This is a genomic window from Stenotrophomonas sp. PAMC25021, assembly GCF_004795795.1.
In the GTDB taxonomy this organism is placed as follows: domain Bacteria; phylum Pseudomonadota; class Gammaproteobacteria; order Xanthomonadales; family Xanthomonadaceae; genus Stenotrophomonas; species Stenotrophomonas muris.
This window is the reverse complement of the sequence record NZ_CP039255.1, coordinates 2,559,843-2,576,174: the sequence shown is the minus strand read 5'-3', so window position 1 is coordinate 2,576,174 and position 16,332 is coordinate 2,559,843. Positions and strand designations below refer to the sequence as shown.

18 protein-coding genes are annotated in these 16,332 nt (G+C 68.3%); 9 read left to right on the top strand and 9 right to left on the bottom strand.

Features of this window, described 5'->3' with window-relative positions:
• Nucleotides 1–57: 57 nt before the first annotated feature.
• Nucleotides 58–885 carry an isocitrate lyase/phosphoenolpyruvate mutase family protein gene (locus tag E5790_RS12120; RefSeq protein ID WP_049439313.1) on the bottom strand — a complete coding sequence of 276 codons (828 nt, stop codon included), beginning with the start codon at nt 883–885 and terminating at the stop codon, nt 58–60.
• A gap of 164 nt (nt 886–1,049) precedes the next feature.
• Between E5790_RS12120 and E5790_RS12115 the strand changes: the two genes are divergently transcribed.
• The 5 genes from E5790_RS12115 to accC all read left to right on the top strand — a co-directional run bounded on the left by E5790_RS12115 (nt 1,050) and on the right by accC (nt 4,835).
• The gene (locus E5790_RS12115) at nt 1,050–1,778 is read left to right on the top strand and encodes a DOPA 4,5-dioxygenase family protein (protein ID WP_111205596.1); all 729 of its coding nucleotides are present in this window, start codon (nt 1,050–1,052) and stop codon (nt 1,776–1,778) included.
• 273 nt (nt 1,779–2,051) lie between these two features.
• Complete coding sequence (gene aroQ / locus E5790_RS12110) at nt 2,052–2,501, top strand: type II 3-dehydroquinate dehydratase (protein WP_032959080.1); 450 nt, start codon at nt 2,052–2,054, stop codon at nt 2,499–2,501.
• A complete protein-coding gene (locus tag E5790_RS12105) occupies nt 2,498–2,923 on the top strand; it encodes a lysozyme inhibitor LprI family protein (protein ID WP_032959079.1) in 426 nt (141 codons plus the stop codon). The genes aroQ and E5790_RS12105 overlap by 4 nt, the downstream gene beginning before the upstream one ends.
• 54 nt (nt 2,924–2,977) lie before the next feature.
• A complete protein-coding gene (accB, locus tag E5790_RS12100; protein WP_005419696.1) occupies nt 2,978–3,457 on the top strand; it encodes an acetyl-CoA carboxylase biotin carboxyl carrier protein in 480 nt (159 codons plus the stop codon).
• Nucleotides 3,458–3,467: 10 nt separating this feature from the next.
• Nucleotides 3,468–4,835, top strand: a complete 1,368-nt coding sequence (gene accC, locus E5790_RS12095) for an acetyl-CoA carboxylase biotin carboxylase subunit (RefSeq protein ID WP_014648613.1) — start codon at nt 3,468–3,470, stop codon at nt 4,833–4,835.
• Between the two features lie 96 nt (nt 4,836–4,931).
• Here the strand turns inward: accC and E5790_RS12090 are convergent, their stop codons facing one another.
• Both E5790_RS12090 and E5790_RS12085 read right to left on the bottom strand, forming a co-directional pair.
• On the bottom strand, nt 4,932–5,306 hold the full coding sequence (locus E5790_RS12090; RefSeq protein WP_032959077.1) for a hypothetical protein: 375 nt from the start codon (nt 5,304–5,306) through the stop codon (nt 4,932–4,934).
• Complete coding sequence (locus E5790_RS12085; protein WP_111205597.1) at nt 5,303–6,280, bottom strand: hypothetical protein; 978 nt, start codon at nt 6,278–6,280, stop codon at nt 5,303–5,305. The genes E5790_RS12090 and E5790_RS12085 overlap by 4 nt, the downstream gene beginning before the upstream one ends.
• A gap of 164 nt (nt 6,281–6,444) precedes the next feature.
• Here E5790_RS12085 and prmA point away from each other — a divergent pair, with 164 nt between their 5' ends.
• The 3 genes from prmA (at nt 6,445) to fis (ending at nt 8,566) form a co-directional block, all read left to right on the top strand.
• Nucleotides 6,445–7,365 carry a 50S ribosomal protein L11 methyltransferase gene (gene prmA, locus E5790_RS12080; protein ID WP_111205598.1) on the top strand — a complete coding sequence of 307 codons (921 nt, stop codon included), beginning with the start codon at nt 6,445–6,447 and terminating at the stop codon, nt 7,363–7,365.
• A 42-nt stretch (nt 7,366–7,407) separates the two neighbouring features.
• Entirely contained in the window at nt 7,408–8,175 is a 768-nt protein-coding gene (locus E5790_RS12075; protein WP_111205599.1) for a DUF3426 domain-containing protein, read from the top strand.
• Nucleotides 8,176–8,290: 115 nt separating this feature from the next.
• Nucleotides 8,291–8,566: a DNA-binding transcriptional regulator Fis gene (gene fis, locus E5790_RS12070; RefSeq protein WP_005419706.1), complete on the top strand. Its 276-nt coding sequence runs from the start codon at nt 8,291–8,293 to the stop codon at nt 8,564–8,566.
• A gap of 126 nt (nt 8,567–8,692) precedes the next feature.
• Here fis and E5790_RS12065 read toward each other — a convergent pair whose 3' ends face one another.
• Genes E5790_RS12065 through E5790_RS12040 form a run of 6 tightly spaced genes read right to left on the bottom strand, consistent with a single transcriptional unit; the run spans nt 8,693 to nt 14,493 of the window.
• Complete coding sequence (locus E5790_RS12065) at nt 8,693–9,688, bottom strand: phosphatidate cytidylyltransferase (RefSeq protein ID WP_014648618.1); 996 nt, start codon at nt 9,686–9,688, stop codon at nt 8,693–8,695.
• Entirely contained in the window at nt 9,685–10,314 is a 630-nt protein-coding gene (locus tag E5790_RS12060) for a lysophospholipid acyltransferase family protein (protein ID WP_014648619.1), read from the bottom strand. The genes E5790_RS12065 and E5790_RS12060 overlap by 4 nt, the downstream gene beginning before the upstream one ends.
• 13 nt (nt 10,315–10,327) lie before the next feature.
• A complete protein-coding gene (locus tag E5790_RS12055) occupies nt 10,328–10,765 on the bottom strand; it encodes a hypothetical protein (protein ID WP_111205600.1) in 438 nt (145 codons plus the stop codon).
• On the bottom strand, nt 10,762–12,066 hold the full coding sequence (locus tag E5790_RS12050) for a phosphatase PAP2/dual specificity phosphatase family protein (protein ID WP_172617731.1): 1,305 nt from the start codon (nt 12,064–12,066) through the stop codon (nt 10,762–10,764). The genes E5790_RS12055 and E5790_RS12050 overlap by 4 nt, the downstream gene beginning before the upstream one ends.
• A 23-nt stretch (nt 12,067–12,089) precedes the next feature.
• Complete coding sequence (locus E5790_RS12045) at nt 12,090–13,841, bottom strand: bifunctional alpha/beta hydrolase/class I SAM-dependent methyltransferase (RefSeq protein ID WP_049439322.1); 1,752 nt, start codon at nt 13,839–13,841, stop codon at nt 12,090–12,092.
• Nucleotides 13,842–13,875: 34 nt separating this feature from the next.
• A complete protein-coding gene (locus E5790_RS12040; protein WP_111205601.1) occupies nt 13,876–14,493 on the bottom strand; it encodes a CDP-alcohol phosphatidyltransferase family protein in 618 nt (205 codons plus the stop codon).
• 208 nt (nt 14,494–14,701) lie between these two features.
• Between E5790_RS12040 and purH the strand changes: the two genes are divergently transcribed.
• On the top strand, nt 14,702–16,285 hold the full coding sequence (purH, locus tag E5790_RS12035; protein ID WP_111205602.1) for a bifunctional phosphoribosylaminoimidazolecarboxamide formyltransferase/IMP cyclohydrolase: 1,584 nt from the start codon (nt 14,702–14,704) through the stop codon (nt 16,283–16,285).
• Nucleotides 16,286–16,332: the final 47 nt, after the last annotated feature.

The window sequence follows — 16,332 nt, the reverse complement described above, 5'->3', positions numbered from 1 at the left end:
TCGCAGGCGCGCGTCCATCCACGCCCGGGCTGGATCCATTGCAGGCCTGGGCGTGTGTCAGCGGAACAGCGCGTTCAACGCCGCGCCCGAAGCCGCCTGCTGCAGGCCATCGAAGCGGCCGTCCTGCAAGATCGGCTCGATGGCCTGCATCAGCCCACCCCACGCAGCTCGCGCCAGCGCACCGCCCAGGCTGACCCGTCGCACGCCGAGTGCCGCGATGTCCTGCAGGCTCAGCGGTGTCCGTCCACCCACCAGCAGGTTCACCGGCTTCGCCCCTGCAGCGGCAACCACCGCGCTGATCTGTTCGGGCGTGCTGATGCCCGGTGCATACAGCACATCGGCGCCGGCCTCGGCATAGGCGCGCAGGCGCTGCAGGGTGTCCTGCAGATCCGGCACGCCAACGAAGAAATTCTCGGCCCGCGCGACCAGCAGCACATCGCCCCCCGCGCGGTCGATGGCCGCACGTGCCGCACACAGTCGCTCGACCGCCTGCCCGATCGGCCGCAGCGGCGCATCGGCCACGCCGCTGGCGTCCTCGATCGACAGCGCCGCGATACCGGTGTCGATGGCCGCCGCCACCGCCTCGCCCACTGCCTGTGGCGTGGCGCCGAAGCCATCACCGAAATCGGCGTTCAACGGCAGCGGTGTCGCGGCCGCCATCAGCCGCAGATGTTCCAGTGTGGCCTGCAGCGAAACCGCCCCATCTGGCCGCCCTTCACTCCAGGCGCAGCCGGCACTGGTCGTGGCCAGTGCCTGGAAGCCCTGCCGCTGCAGGTAGCGGGCGCTGCCCACGTCCCACGGATTGGGCAGCACGAAACAACCTCGCGCATGCAGCTGGCGGAAACGCGCGCGCTTGCGCTGGGTGTCGGCATCAAGCGGGGTCATGGCGGGGTCCCGGGCGGCAGACCTGCACCCTAGCCCACGCTGCGGCGGCACTCAATCACGGCGTGGGCCAACGTGCATGAGGTGATGCCGGCTGCTTATTGGACACCACCGTGCACGCTGCCCGAGCGTGCTTGCCTGCCACACAGTGCCCCACGGAGCCCCAGATGCACCCGGACCCGCAGACCCTGATCGACGCCGGCGACGATGACGCCCATTGGGCCGACCTGCTTTCACCCGCGCGCCGTCGCCTGATCGCGTCGGCCGGGCTGGCCGCTGGCGGCCTGGCCAGCGCGTCGGCTGCCACCGCAGCCGCGCGCAGCGACAACGCCGTGAACACCACCGAATCCGGGCGACCCGGCTTCCGAGCCATCGTTCCGCCAGCGCCCGAGGGCCGCAGCCCATGGGGCCAGGCCACGGCCAGCGAGCCTACCCCGCGGCCGGCCAGCGTGCGCCCCGGCGAGGCCACGCTGCCCACCCGGCCACGTGCCTACACCGCCATCAAGAGCTACCACGCCCACATCTACTTCGACGAGGACAGCTTCGAGAAGGCCGCGCTGCTGCGGCGCTGGGCCGCCGAGCGCTTCCCTGTGGAGCTGGGCAACTGGAACCTTGAGCCACGCGGGCCGCACGTCACCCCGTCGTTCTATTTCGGCTTCACCAACGACCTGTTGCCGGTGCTGGTGCCCTGGCTGCAGCTCAACAGCCTGGGCCTGACCATCCTGATCCACCCCAATACCGGCGATGGCCGCGCTGACCATCTGCATTACGCGTTGTGGGTGAACCGCGCGCAGCCGGTCAATGCCTACAACTGGCCGGCGCCGAAGCCCGGGCAGCCGGAACCGCTGGAAGAGGTGTTCCCGAACGTGGTGCCGACGGTGCCGCTGGAGATCTGAGCGGCCGGGTGCCGGACAGCTCCATGTTGGGGCGCAGTGTGCTGCCCACCGAACCCCGTCTCCCCGCATGGCGTGGATGCCGGCATCGTCGGCCTACGTGCACGCATCCCCGTCCAGCACCACGTTCAGCGCGCCTTGATCCAGCGCCCGCCATACGGCCGCAAGCGCTCCGGCAGATTTCAAACATACGATTGAAACGCTGCAAACTTCGCCGAACTGGACAGCATCCGCCGGTTCCGCCAGACTGCCGCCCTTTCCCGTCTTCCGGATCCCATGGCGAAGCTGCTGGTCCTGCACGGCCCCAACCTCAACCTGCTCGGCACCCGCGAGCCGGAGGTCTACGGCCACACCACGCTGGCCGACATCGACCAGGCCCTGGCTGCCCAGGCATCGGCCGCCGGACACACCGTGGAACGCCTGCAGTCCAACGCCGAGCATGTGCTGGTGGACCGCGTGCAGGCTGCGCGCAGCGACGGAACCGCTTTCATCCTGATCAACCCCGCCGCCTTCACCCACACCTCGGTCGCCCTGCGCGATGCGCTGGCGGCGGTGGCGGTGCCGTTCATCGAGATCCACCTGTCCAACCCGCATACCCGTGAGCCGTTCCGCCAGCACAGCTACTTCAGTGACAAGGCAGTGGGCGTGGTATGCGGTTTCGGTGCCGACAGCTACCGCTACGCGATGGACGCGGCGCTGCTGCGCGTGCAGGCGGCCAGCGCGTGAAGATGCCGCCGCGCGTGCTTGCCGGCATCCTGCTGTGGGCCGGTCTGTGCGGCGCCAGTGTCGCTGCCGAGCGCGCGGCCGCGGGCATCGACTGCGCACAGGCAAGCGGCGGCTACGAGCGCGACATGTGCGATTCCGATCGCCTGGATGATGCCGACAGCGCATTGAACGCCGTCTACGCGCAGGCGCGTGGCGAACTGAAGGCGCAGGCAACCGATGGCAGCTGCAGCCGCTGCGCGGCGGCCGAACAGCAGCTGGTGAAGGCCCAGCGCATCTGGATCACCTTGCGCGATGCAGATTGCGAGGCGGTGTATGCCTTCAATGCAGACGGCACCTCGCGCAACCCCGCGAAGATGCAATGCCTGATCACCCAGACGCGCGACCGTACGCGGCAGCTGCGCGAGTTCTACGAACTGCTTTGAACCGAGTGCAACCGCACTCTCCACCACACTGACATCACGAGCAAAGAGGCCACCATGGATCTCCGCAAAATCAAGAAGCTGATCGACCTGCTGGAAGAGTCGAACCTGGCTGAAATCGAAATCAAGGAAGGCGAAGAGTCGGTGCGCCTGTCGCGCGCCCCGGTGGCCGGCTATGCCGCCCCGGTCGCCGCGCCGGTGTATGCCGCTCCGGCCGCCCCGGCGCCGCAGGCGATGCCGATGCAGTCGCCGACCGAAGCCTCCACCGGCGGCAGCGCCAAGCCGGGCCCGGCACTGCCGGAAGGCCACGTGCTGCGCTCGCCGATGGTCGGCACCTTCTACGCCTCGTCCGCCCCGGACAAGCCGGCCTTCGTCACCGTGGGCCAGCAGGTCAAGGAAGGCGAAACCCTGGCCATCATCGAAGCGATGAAGATGTTCAACCCGATCGAAGCCGACACCTCCGGCACCATCGTTGCCATCCTCGGCGAGAACGGCCAGCCGGTGGAATTCGACCAGCCGCTGTTCGTGATCGGCTGAGGGGCGCGCCATGCTCGACAAAGTCGTCATCGCCAACCGAGGGGAGATCGCGCTGCGCATCCTGCGCGCGTGCCATACCCTCGGCATCCGCACGGTGGCCGTGCACTCCACGGTCGACCGCAACCTCAAGCACGTGGCCATGGCCGACGAGTCGGTCTGCATCGGTCCGGCGCCGTCGCCGCAGAGCTACCTCAACATCCCGGCCCTGATCGCGGCGGCGGAAGTCACCGATGCCCAGGCCATCCACCCGGGCTACGGCTTCCTGTCGGAGAACGCCGACTTCGCCGAACGCGTGGAAGAGTCCGGCTTCATCTTCATCGGCCCCAAGGCCGACACCATCCGCATGATGGGTGACAAGGTCGAAGCCATCCGCGCGATGAAGGCCGCGGGCGTACCGTGCGTGCCCGGCTCGGGCGGCCCGCTCGGCGAGGACATCGTCGCCAACACCAAGATCGCCCGCGAGATCGGTTATCCGGTCATCATCAAGGCGGCCGGCGGTGGCGGTGGTCGCGGCATGCGCGTGGTGCACGCCGAAGCGTCGCTGAAGACCTCGATCGAAACCACCAAGAGCGAGGCCAAGGCCGCGTTCGGCAATGGCGAGGTCTACATGGAGAAGTTCCTGGAGAATCCGCGCCACGTGGAAATCCAGGTGCTGGCCGATGGACAGGGCAATGCCATCCACCTCGGTGAGCGCGACTGCTCGATGCAGCGCCGCCACCAGAAGGTGGTGGAAGAGGCACCGGCGCCGGGCATCACCGCCGAGCAGCGCGAGCAGATCGGCAAGGTCTGCGTGGAAGCCTGCATCCGCATCGGCTACCGCGGCGCGGGCACGTTCGAGTTCCTGTACGAGGACGGCCGCTTCTACTTCATCGAGATGAACACCCGCATCCAGGTGGAGCATCCGGTCACCGAAATGGTCACCGGCATCGACCTGGTGGCCGAGCAGCTGAAGATCGCCGCCGGCCAGAAGCTGTCGATCAAGCAGAGCGACGTGGTGCTGACCGGCCATGCCATCGAGTGCCGCATCAACGCTGAAGATGCTGAAACCTTCGTGCCGAGCCCGGGCACCATCACCGGCTTCCATCCGCCGGGTGGCCCCGGCGTGCGCGTGGACACCCACATCTACAGTGGCTACCGCGTGCCGTCGAACTACGACTCGATGATCGGCAAGCTGATCGTGCACGGCCCGGACCGCGAAACCGCCATTGCCCGCATGCGGGTGGCACTGAGCGAAATGGTGGTCGATGGCATCAAGACCAACATCGCCCTGCAGCAGCGGATCATGCGTGACAAGGGCTTCCAGGCCGGTGGCCAGAACATCCACTACCTGGAAAAGCGCCTGGCCGAGCGCAAGAACAAGCCGATCGCATTGACCTGATCGGCGCCAGGTGCTGGACATGAAAAGGGCGGGGATCTCCCCGCCCTTTTCTGTTCCTGTAGAGCCGGGCCCATGCTCGGCTCCACAGCGAGCACGTCAGCGCTTGTCGGCCACGTCGGCCGGAATCTGCGAATGGGCCAGCGGCCGCACGCCATTGGGCGAGGTCGGATCGACGATCACCATGGTTTCGGTCGAACCATCGGGCCACACCACCTGGAAGGTGCTGCCGGCCGGCAGTGAAGCGAATGGCATGCCACTCTGCGCGCGGTAGACCGCAGCGACCTGGCTGGCACCGGCGCGGCGCACGTCTTCCTGCGCCTTCACCGTGGTCAGCTCCACCTTCGACAGATGCCGGTAGCGGTCCTCGTAGGTATCGATCATCAGCAGGCCAACCGCCCCAGCCGAGTAGGCCACGAACAGCGCCACCCAGAACCAGAACTTGGCCCCATGCAGGAATCGACGGTAATTCATCGCCCGTCCCTCTTTCCAACCAATCGCTTGATCCATTCCTTCATTTTCCCAGCACCTTGCCGCGATACCGCAGCGTCATACACGAAATCCCGGAAATCCTGCGCTCCATCCTGCGAACAGATCCCTCCGTTCGCACAAAAATTGTTGACCAGCACGCTGTCCGCTCCACAGGCCAGGCCGAGTTCACAGGCCGCAAGCCGCCATGCAAGTTCACTGAGCTGCTCGCCCGCCACCAGCCCGTCAAGCGCGCGGTCACCGGCCGCACGCACGCCCATGCCTGGCGCGATGGCCATGTAGGCCTCGGGGTCGCGCGAGGTGCGCACGCGCTCGACCAGGTCGCGGCGGTACTCGGCACTGTCATGCAAGGGCTCGCCCTCGGCGAACAGCGACGCTTCCGCGGCCAGGTTGCCCTGCGCGGCCGCCTTGCGGCGTTCGGCCAGCACCAGCGCCGCGCCCAGCTTGTCGCCCGGCACGAAACCGCCACACCGCTGTGCCACGCGCTCGCGTGCCTCGATCATCGCCGGCGCCGCAGTCAGGCCCAACCCGCTCAGTACGTTGTTGTCCAGGCGGTAGCCACCCGGATCGAGTGCGTACTGCGCGCAATAGTCATAGACGCGGCTGAGCATCCAGCGCGCCTCGTGATTGCCGGTGTCGGCCTGTGCGCGCAGACGCTGGGCGTAGGCATACAGGTCGCTGGCGTCTTCGATGTCGGCGCGCAGGTCCAGCGGCAGGCCCGACGGCAGCGTGTTGCCGCGCTCGAAAGCCGCCAGCCGCCGCGCCAGGGCTTCCGGCACCACCGGCAGCGGCGCTCCGCCGTCACGGCTGGCCATGGCCAGCGGCAGGTCCGGCGACGCCGACGTCGACGTCGACGCCACGCCCGCAGCATGGCCGCTGGCCCGATACCCGGCCACGCCCAGCACGGCCACCGCCGGCAGCACGAGCAACCAGGTTTTCAGGGTCGGAGCGAAGGCCATCGGCGGTGGTGAGCGTTCACGGCACACAGGAAAGCGCCGAGTTTAGCAAGGCCCGGCAGGCCTGTCTGAACTGCCCCCATTCATCTCAGAGCGGCATCTCAGGCAATACGGAGACGCCCCGATGGTCTAGCATTGCCCCCTTTCCCGCGACTGTCCCCACCGCCATGCCGTTCCTGGAACTGACCCTGCGCTGCACCGAAGCCACCCAGCCCCGCTATGAAAATGCGCTGGAGGACGTCGGCGCACTGGCCGTGACCCTGCTTGATGCCGAAGCCGACACCAGCAACGAACAGGCCATCCTCGAACCCGGCGTGGGGGAAACGCCGCTGTGGGACACCCTGGTGCTGAGCGCGCTGTTCCCCGCCGACAGCAATGCGCTGCTGCTGCTGGCCGCCCTGGAATCCTTCGACCCGGAACTGGACTGGAGCAATGGCAGCTTCCGCGCCGTCGAAGACGAAGACTGGGAGCGCGCATGGCTGGACCAGTTCCAGCCGATGGATTTCGGCAGCCGCACCTGGATCGTGCCGTGGAACCATGAACTGCCGGACGCTGCACAGGCCGCCGATGCCGCCGTGGTGCGGCTGGACCCGGGCCTGGCCTTCGGCTCGGGCACCCACCCGACCACTGCCCTGTGCCTGCGCTGGCTGGACCAGCTGGCCGTGAACGGCCAGCTGCAGGGCCAGCGCGTGCTCGACTTCGGCTGCGGCTCGGGCATCCTCGCGCTGGCCGCGCTGAAGCTGGGCGCCGCCGAAGCGATCGGCGTGGACAACGACCCGCAGGCGCTGGTCGCCACCGCCGACAATGCCGAGCGCAATGGCGAGCAGGCCCGCATGCAGGTGTACCTGCCGCAGGACGAACCGGTCGCCACCTACCCGATCGTGGTCGCCAACATCCTTGCCTCGGCGCTGGATGCGCTGGCCGAGCTGCTGGCCGCACGCGTCGCCGCCGGCGGTCGCATCGCCCTGTCGGGCATCCTGCAGGGCCAGGAAGGCGAACTGCTGCAGCGTTATGCCGCGTGGTTCGACGATCTGCAGGCCACCCAGGATGGCGACTGGATGCGCATCACCGGCACGCGCCGCGCCTGATCGTGATTGAATGACCGCTGGATCCGAGCCCGCGCCCTGAGCATGTCCGAGCCGAACCCGCCGCGCCGCCCTTTGGCCACCTTCCTGCGCCCCGCGTCGGAAGGCGAGGCCGCACCTGCGACCGACGCGCGCACGCCCGACCCGTCGGCGCATGACATCCCTGCCGCGAAGTCCGGGGACCCGGTCGACGCGGCGCTGCCGCCGATGGCGGAGACGCGACAGCTCGATGACACCGTCATCCTCGACGAAGCGACCGTAATCGAACCCGTCCTTGCCGTCCCGGCCGCGCAGGTGGTGGCCGGCGATGCGCCGAGCTTCCTGGGCACTTCGCGGCCGCGCGCGCTGCCGACGCCGCGCTGGCACTGGGTGCTGGTCGCCGGGCTGGCACTGCTGCTGGTACTGCAGAGCGTGCTGGCCGATCGTGCGCGACTGGCCGCCGACGCCGGCAACCGCACCTGGCTGGGCGCACTGTGCGGCGTGCTGCGCTGCAGCCTGCCGGCCTGGCACGAGCCGACCGCGTTCACCATGACCAGCCGCGAGATCCGCCCCCTGCCCGGCCAGGCCGGTGTGCTGCAGGTGCAGGCCAGCATCCGCAACGATGCGCGCTGGGCACAGGCCTGGCCGGACCTGCGCCTGTCACTGTCCGATGCCGATGGCCGGGTGATCGGCAGCGGCGTGTTCACGCCCGCGCAATACCTTGGCGAAAGCCCGGCCACGACCGTGCTGGAACCGGGCCAGAGTGCGCGCATCGCGTTCCGCGTGCAGGAGCCCGCCGCGTCCACCGTCGCATTCACCTTCGACTTCCTCTGACCAGGGTAGAGGCGACCAGCCGTGGCAGGTCGGGCACGCTCGCGCTAGACTGGCCGCCACCACCTCGTCCGGCCGCGCGCTCCGCGCGCACGGGCCAACCGAATCGGGAACCCCCTTGAACGCTGTCCTCTCTCGTCCTGACAACAGTCGTGGCGCTCCCCGGCCACCGCTGCGTGAACACGTCGCCCAGTCCGTGCGCCGCTACCTGCGTGATCTTGATGGCTGCGACGCGGACGATGTCTACGAGATCGTGCTGCGCGAGATGGAAATCCCGCTGTTCGTGGAAGTGCTCAACCACTGCGAAGGCAACCAGAGCCGCGCCGCCGCGATGCTGGGCATCCACCGCGCCACCCTGCGCAAGAAACTGAAGGAATACGGCATCAGCGCCTGAGCGCGCGCGGGTAGTGCCGGCCGCTCGCCGGCAACCCCATGAACGATGGCAGGATGTCGCAGTTGCCGGCCAGCGGCCGGCACTACCGGTAGATCCACGCCATGCGTGGATGCAGCCCCGGCGGGATCACCCGCCGCCGCCCGCCTTCCAGTAGTACCGCACCACATGGAAGAACACCGGCGCGGCGAAGCACACCGAATCGAGCCGGTCGAGCATGCCGCCATGGCCCTCGATCATGTGGCCCCAGTCCTTGATCCCACGGTCGCGCTTGATCGCCGACATCACCAGGCCGCCCCAGAATCCCATCAGGTTGATCAGCAGCGACAGGCCGAACGCCTGCAGCGGCGTGAACGGGGTGATCCACCACAGCGCCGCCCCAAGCGCGCTGGCGCTCAGCACGCCACCCACGAAGCCCTCCACCGTCTTCGACGGCGACAGCTTCGGCGCGATCAGGTGCCGGCCCAGCAGCTTGCCCCAGATGTACTGCAACACGTCCGAGGACTGCACCACGATCACCAGGAAGGCGAACAGCAGCACGTTGCGCGAGGGGTCGTGACCGGGCACGTGCAGGTTCAGCAGCAGCGGCACGTGCGAGATGCAGAACACGCAGATCATCAACCCCCACTGCACCTTCGCGGTGCGCTCCAGGTAGTGCGTGGTATCGCCACCGATGGTCGACAGGATCGGCAGGAACAGGAACGCATAGACCGGGATCAGCAGCGTGTACATGCCGTACCAGTCGATCCACACCAGGTAGTACTGCCACGGCAGCACGATGTAGAACGCAGCCAGCAGCGCGTAGTAGTCGCCTGAACGGGTCGGCGCCAGGGTGATGAACTCGCGCAGCGCGAACAACGAAATGATCGCGAACAGCACGATCACCCCGGCGCGGCCGAAGAACAGCGCCAGCCCGACCACGATCGCCATCACCCACCATGCACGGATACGCGACACCAGGTTGGCGATCACCGCGCTGGGCTGACCGCGCTGGCGCCAGCGCAGGGTCTCGGCCACCAGCGTGGCCAGCACCAGCACCGCGCCGACGCCGGCAAACAGCAGGCCGGTCTGCTGGCCGACACTCTGCGTTGCCAGATCGCCAGATACATCCAGCACGAAACTCATGCACGACCTCCATTCGGCGCCAGGTCCAGCAGCGCCTGCCGGCTGCGGGCCAGGAATGCGGCCTTGTCCTCGTCGGCCTGCAGCCGCAGCGGCGTGCCGAAGGTGGCCGTGCACAGCAGCGGCAACGGCAGGAACCGCCCCTTCGGCATCACCCGCTTCAGGTTGTCGATCCATACCGGCACGAACTCCAGCTCCGGCCGTTGCCGCGCCAGATGGTAGATGCCGCTCTTGAACGGCAACAGCGGTTCATCGCCGATATTGCGCGTGCCTTCCGGGAACAGGATCAGCGAGCAGTCTTCGTCCACCGCATCGCGCAGTACCTGCAACGGGTCCTGCTGGCGATGGCCGGCCTCGCGCTCGACCAGAACACCGTTGAACACCGCATCGATCAGGTAGCGACGCAGGCCATCACGCTGCCAGTACTCGGCCGCGGCCACCGGGCGCACCTGGCGCCGCAGTGCCGGTGGCATCGATGACCAGATCAGCACGAAGTCACCATGGCTGGCGTGGTTGCCGTAGTACACGCGGCGCTCGCTGGACGGCGCGCAACCGATCCACAGCGCGCGTGCGCCGGTCACCACATGGATCGCGCCACTGCAGGCGCGGGCAATCAGTTCGGCAAACATCGGTCACTCCCATTCACGTCTGCGGCCACACCACGGCCAGCACCAGCAGTGCGAACTGCACTGCGGTCAGCAGGTACTGGCGCAGCAGCAGGCGGCGCATGCCGGACCAGCGCGCATCCCAGCCACGCAGTGGCGCATCGGGCGACGCGCGGCGCAGGCCACTGTCGTGCAGCAGCTGATCGATGCGGCGTGCGGCGGCTTCGCCCTCCAGTCCTTCATCGCGCAGCAGCTGCAGCAGGCTGGCATCCAGCCCCACCCGCCACGCGTGGTAGGCCTGTGCGATGCCCGCGGCAACACTGAGCAGCAACAGGCCGGCAGCGATCATCGCCAGCCCCGGCTCGGTGCCGAGCAGCAGCAGTGCCACCAGCAACAGGCCCAGCGACAGCAGCGCCGGCCAACGCCCCTGGCGCAGCAGCAGCTGCATGGTCACCAGATCAGGAACCGTGCTCATGCGCGCGCTCCTGCCGCAGCAGTGATGGCATGCAGATGCGCCGCGTGCAGCACGATGCCGGGGCGTGCAGCCCGCACGATCGCCACTGCCGCGTTCGCATCGGCGGCACGACCACTGCGCAGCAGCCAGGTGGCGACGCTGGCGGCGCTGCGCGAATAGCCCAGCGCGCAGCACACCAGCAGCGGCCCCTGCACGCGCAGACGCTCGATGGCATCGGCCGCCTCGCGCAGCTGTTCCGGCGTGGGCACCACCAGGTCCAGCATCGGCACGCTGGCATACGCCGCGCCCGGCGCGCGGCAGGACAGTTCAGCACAGGTATCGACCACGCCGACCAGCGGTGTTGGCAACGCAGCACAGGGAATGCGTCCCAGCCACACGTCATCCATCACCGGCACCGGATGCGGCGCACGCCGCGTCCACAGCCGCGAATTGACCCAGGCTGCGCCCAGGTACGGCGCCAGCAGCCAGCGTGCCGCCATGGTCAGGCGACCATCGGCGCGCTTCTGGAACACCGCGGTACCCAGCCCGGCATAGGCCAGCGCCACCAGCAGCAGCGACACCACCGGCCACAGCAGCCACAACGCGGCGCCACGCAGAAGCACCACCGGCACCAGCAGTACAGCGGCCCCCAGCAGGTACACCCCTGCCAGGCGCCAGCGCTTGGCATCACGTGCCGTGCGCCATGCACGCAGCGGGGGCGTGCCCTGCTCCGGCCACAGCCACACGCACAACCAGCCGGCCAGCAGGCCGGTCGGGATATCGATGAAGTGATGCTGGAACGTGGTCAGCACCGAGACGCCGATCAACAGCGCCCACGCGTGCAGCACCCAGCGCCACACCCCGTGCAGGTACTGTGCGAACTTCACCCACAGCACGATCAGCAACACGATGTGCAGCGACGGTGCCTGGTTGAACGGCTTGTCGAAGCCCAGCAGCACATCGAACAGCCAGCCGAACACACCGCCGATCTGCGGACGCTCGAAGCTGAAGCGCAGCGGCCACAGCAGGAAGCAGCTCACGGCGATCAGCTGTGCGCTGAACAGCCGCAATGCGTGCCGGTCCAGCTCCAGCCGTTGCCGGCACAGGAAGAACGAGACCGCGTAGAACAGGTCGATCGACCAGTACGGCACGATGGTCCATGGCACGAACGGGATGCGGGTCTCCCAGCCGAACGCCATCACCGGCAGGGTGGCGTGGCGGCCGGCCATCCAGTTGGCGAAGCCATAACTGGCGAAGAAGAACGGACCCAGCAGGGCCAGCCACAACAGGGCGCGCCGCCAGGGGCGCCCCTCTGCGGCCAGTGGGGATGCGGCGAGCGTCGCCATCACGCGGTCCGGCGCGCCAGCGATACGGTGAAGATGCCGAAGTCGTCGATACGCTGCGCCACCTTCTCGAACCCGGCCAGGCGCACCAGCTCGTCCATCTCCTGCTGGGTACGGCGGCGCATCACCCACGCCGCGCCACCGCGGTGGCTGGTCAAGGCACGGGCAATGAATTCCAGCTGCGGGTGCCAGGGCTGGCCGGTATAGGCCAGGTAGCCACCCACCGGCACCGCTGCGGCAATGCCCTGCAGCGAGCGCAGCACGGCGTCGTTGTCGGGGAACAGTTCGTACAGGCCCGAGACTACCGCCAGCGTCGGCGCTGGATCGACCTTGGCCAGCTGTGCCGGGTCGAACGCATCACCCTGCTCGAAGCGCGCGATGTCGGCCGCGCCCAGGCGCTGGATCAACGCCTGGCCCTGGGTCACGTTCAGATCGCTGAAGTCGCGCAGCACGATGCGGTCGGCGCGCTGCTCGCCCTGGCCCAGTGCTTCCAGCACATAGCGGCCATGGCCGGCGGCCACGTCCAGCACCCGCACCGGCGTGCCCTGCCCGCGCAGGCGCTGTGCGGCGTCGCGCAGCAGTTCCTGCAGGTGCTGGCCACGCACGCGGATGCCACGCCAGCCGATCGCATCCAGGTAGTTGCGGTCGACCATCCGCCCCAATGGGCCCTTGCCGCGCGCCTCATTCCGGTAGATGTAGTCCAGCGTGCTACCGGAATCGAAACCGGTCTGCAGGCCCAGCGCGATGCCTTCGGACAGCGTGCCGCCGAAGCGCAGGCCGCCACGTACCACGCGCCAGCGCAGGTCGGCCAGGCTGTTGCGTTCCGGTGGCCAGGCCAGTATCTCCGACTCTTCGAAGGTCGGCCCATGGCGGTGCGCGTCGCGCCGTGACAGCTCGCGCAACGGTTCGGCGAAACGCGCCTGGATGAAGCTGCGGATGCGCGCCAGTGCCGGTGCCCGATCGCGCTCGCCCAGCGTGTCGTGGAAGAAGCCCGGCAGGTGCACCCGCTCCTTGATCGGGCTGGACAGGCGCTCATAGAAGCGATCCTGCGGGCCACGGTGCACCACGAAATCCGAGCCGGACACCAGCAGCTGCACCGGCACGCTGATCGCCTGCGCATCGGCCACGATGCGGTCGGCCGCTTCGTACAGGCCCAGCAGCACGCGCACCGAGATCGGCCGGGTGATCAGCGGATCGGTACGGTAGCTTTCCACCCGCGCCGGGTCATGGGTCAGCCACTGCGGCTTGACGTAGCTGTTGACGAAGAAGTTGCCGCGCAGCTTCTGCATCAAGGCCAGGCCCGGCCGCGCGAACGGCACGTACAGCTTCACCTTGAACGCCGGTGAAGCCATCACCAGCGCACGCAGGCGTGGCGCGTAATCGTGCACCCAGGTCGCGGCGACCACCGCCCCTACGCTCTGCGCGATCACCACGATGTCTTCCACCGCAATGCCGTGCTCGGCGCCGATGTGGGCGATGAAGCTGTCGAGGTCGCGCACCAGCGCCGGGAAGCCCGGTGCATCGCCACGCGCACCCGGCGAACGGCCATTGCCGCGCGCATCCCAGGCGAAGAAGGCGGTGTCTGGCAGGTCCAGCTCATCGACCAGGTGGGTGACGCGCCCGGAGTGCTCGTGGCCGCGGTGCAGCAGCACGATGGCCCGGGTGGCCGGGGTGGCGGTGGTGCCCGCCCAGTACCGGTAGAACAGCGGTACCTGGTCGAAGCTGTGGAATTCCCGTTCCTGCGCCTGACGCATGCAATCTCCTGATTGTCTTTTTGTATCTGCTTGATTAATTCGACGAAACCGCCGTTTCCCGCAGTCCGCGACGGACGCGGTTGATCATGGTCAGCATGCACAGCACCGCCATGGCCGCAGCCACGCCAGTGACCGTCATCGCGCCAACCCACTCAGACGCCAGCAGCAGACCCAGCACGCCGACGACGAAGGCGCGGTCACTCTTGCCCATCGGGCCGTCATAGCGGCGGCTGGCACCGACCATCAGCCCCAGCACCCCGGCGTACTCGCTCAGCGCCGCCGTCCAGGCCAGCAGCCACAGCACTTCCGGGCGCACGCCCGGCACGCTGAGCAGGCTCAGGTATAGCGCCGCATCGGCGATCACATCGCACAGCTCGTTCAGATAGGCGCCCAGCCGCGACTGCTGGCCGAACTCGCGGGCCAACATGCCGTCCACGGCGTTGAGCGCCATGCGCAGCAGCATCCACAGCGGCAGCAGCAGGTACAGCAGGGGCTGGGCCGGCGCGCAGCACCAGACGGCGGCAGCGACCAGCAGCGAGACCACGGCCGCGGTCACGGTCACCGCATTGGCGGTGATCCCCATGCGGTACAGACCGCGTACGGCCGGACGCAACAGGTCCTGAAAACGTCCTTTCAATGCATAGATCGACACGATCCGAACCCGCTGATCCTTGGCAGTTCCGGCACAGCCTACCCGATTGGAGCAGCGCGCCCCATCGAATTGCTTGCGGACCGCCCCCGGCCAGGCTGTGCTGAAGGCGGCCACAGGCCGTGGGTGCGGGTCGATTTTCCCCGCCGGCGCCCGCCACCGGCCACCACCGCCTACAATATCGGCCCCGCTCCGCTGCCGATTCTGTCCCATGACTGCTGATCTGTTGCCCGTCCGCCGGGCCCTCCTCTCCGTTTCCGACAAGACCGGCCTGGTCGAGCTGGCCACTGCGCTGGCGGCACGCGGCGTGGAGCTGTTGTCCACCGGCGGCACCGCCAAGGCGATCCGCGATGCGGGCCTGGCCGTGAAGGACGTGGCCGAGGTCACCGGCTTCCCGGAAATGATGGACGGCCGGGTCAAGACCCTGCACCCGACGGTGCACGGCGGCCTGCTGGGCCGCTCCGGCCTGGATGACGCAGTGATGGCCGAGCACGGTATCGGTGCCATCGACCTGCTGGTGCTGAACCTGTACCCGTTCGAATCGGTCACCGCCCAGGCCGACTGCACCCTGGCCGACGCGGTCGAGAACATCGACATCGGCGGCCCGGCCATGCTGCGCTCGGCGGCCAAGAACTTCGCCCGCGTGGCGGTGGCCACCGATCCGTCGCAGTACGCCGAGCTGCTGGCCTCGCTGGAGGCCAACAACGGCCAGCTGACGGCGGCCACCCGCTTCGCATTCTCGGTGGCCGCGTTCAACCGCGTCGCCCAGTACGATGCGGCGATCAGCAACTACCTGTCGGCGGTCACCGCCACTGACGCCGCCGTGCCGGCCCGTGCCGAGTACCCGGCGCAGATGAACTCCACCTTCGTGAAGGTGATGGACCTGCGCTATGGCGAGAACCCGCACCAGAGCGGCGCGTTCTACCGCGACCTGTACCCGGTGCCGGGCACGCTGGCCACCTTCCAGCAGCTGCAGGGCAAGGAGCTGAGCTACAACAACCTGGCCGACGCCGATGCGGCGTGGGAATGCGTGCGCCAGTTCGATGCGCCGGCCTGCGTCATCGTCAAGCACGCCAACCCGTGCGGCGTGGCCGTCGGCGCCGGCAACGGCGATGCCTACGAGCTGGCCTACGCCACCGACCCGACCAGCGCCTTCGGCGGCATCATCGCCTTCAACAAGCCGCTGGATGCCGCCACCGCCAAGGTGATCCTCGACCGCCAGTTCGTCGAAGTGCTGATCGCCCCGGACTACGAGCCGGCCGCGCTGGAGTACGCGCAGAAGAAGGCCAACGTGCGCGTACTGCGCATCCCGCACGGCGACGGGCTGAACAACTTCGACAGCAAGCGCGTCGGCTCGGGCCTGCTGCTGCAGTCCTCGGACAACCGCGGCATGACCCGCGACGAACTGAAGGTGGTCAGCAGGCTGGCGCCGACCGACAAGCAGTTCACCGATCTGCTGTTCGCCTGGAACGTGGCCAAGTTCGTGAAGTCCAACGCGATCGTCTATGCCAAGGACAACCGCACCATCGGTGTCGGTGCCGGCCAGATGAGCCGCGTGTACTCGGCCCGCATCGCCGGCATCAAGGCCGCCGATGCGAACCTGGTGGTCGAGGGCTCGGTGATGGCCTCCGACGCCTTCTTCCCGTTCCGCGATGGCATCGATGCCGCTGCAGCCGCCGGCATCAAGGCGGTCATCCAGCCGGGCGGTTCGATGCGCGATGCCGAAGTGATCGCCGCCGCCGACGAACATGGCCTGGCCATGGTGTTCACCGGCGTGCGCCACTTCCGCCACTGATCCGCATCACCAAGCCGGGCCCTGCCCGGCTTTTCTCTTCCGTACCC